Here is a 450-nt window from a genome sequence, read left to right on the forward strand (position 1 = left end):
TACCGGAGCTGCGAGGCGCACTGTTTTCTGTGCCAACGTGTTCGATGCCATGGTCCGGCTCTATGGTGAGCCCGGCATCGCGTCCTTGTGCCTCGAAGCCCAGACGCGTCATGCGGTGGACGTGCCGTCACTGCTGTTCTTCGCTCTTGCGGATAGTGACGGACACGGCGCGGATGACTGCGAGATGCGGCGGCTTCTGGACCGTGCCGGCGAATGGCGCTCGCTTTTCGTCCTGCCGTTGCGACATCTTCGGCTAACCCTGCGTCAAGGCCGCAGGAACACGGCAGAGATTGAATTTTACGAGCAGATCAAGGCAGCGGAGCTGGAGTCGGAACGGTTGCAGGTCCGGCGTCTGGCCGACGACTTTCTCCCGCTCGAAGGGCCGGGCGGGCTGGCAGCCCGTTATCTCGAAACGATTGCCATGCCGGAACCCAAGGCAGGGGCGTTGAT

Annotated in this window: 1 protein-coding gene; it reads left to right on the forward strand. The window is 62.7% G+C overall.

The window, feature by feature from the left end; all coding sequences use genetic code 11:
- A partial coding sequence (locus K6N12_RS33660; protein ID WP_222149181.1) for a TIGR02444 family protein occupies window positions 1-450 on the forward strand: 450 nt, incomplete at both ends.

Origin of the sequence: Rhizobium redzepovicii (genome assembly GCF_019793435.1) — a bacterium.
In the GTDB taxonomy this organism is placed as follows: Bacteria; Pseudomonadota; Alphaproteobacteria; order Rhizobiales; family Rhizobiaceae; genus Rhizobium; species Rhizobium redzepovicii.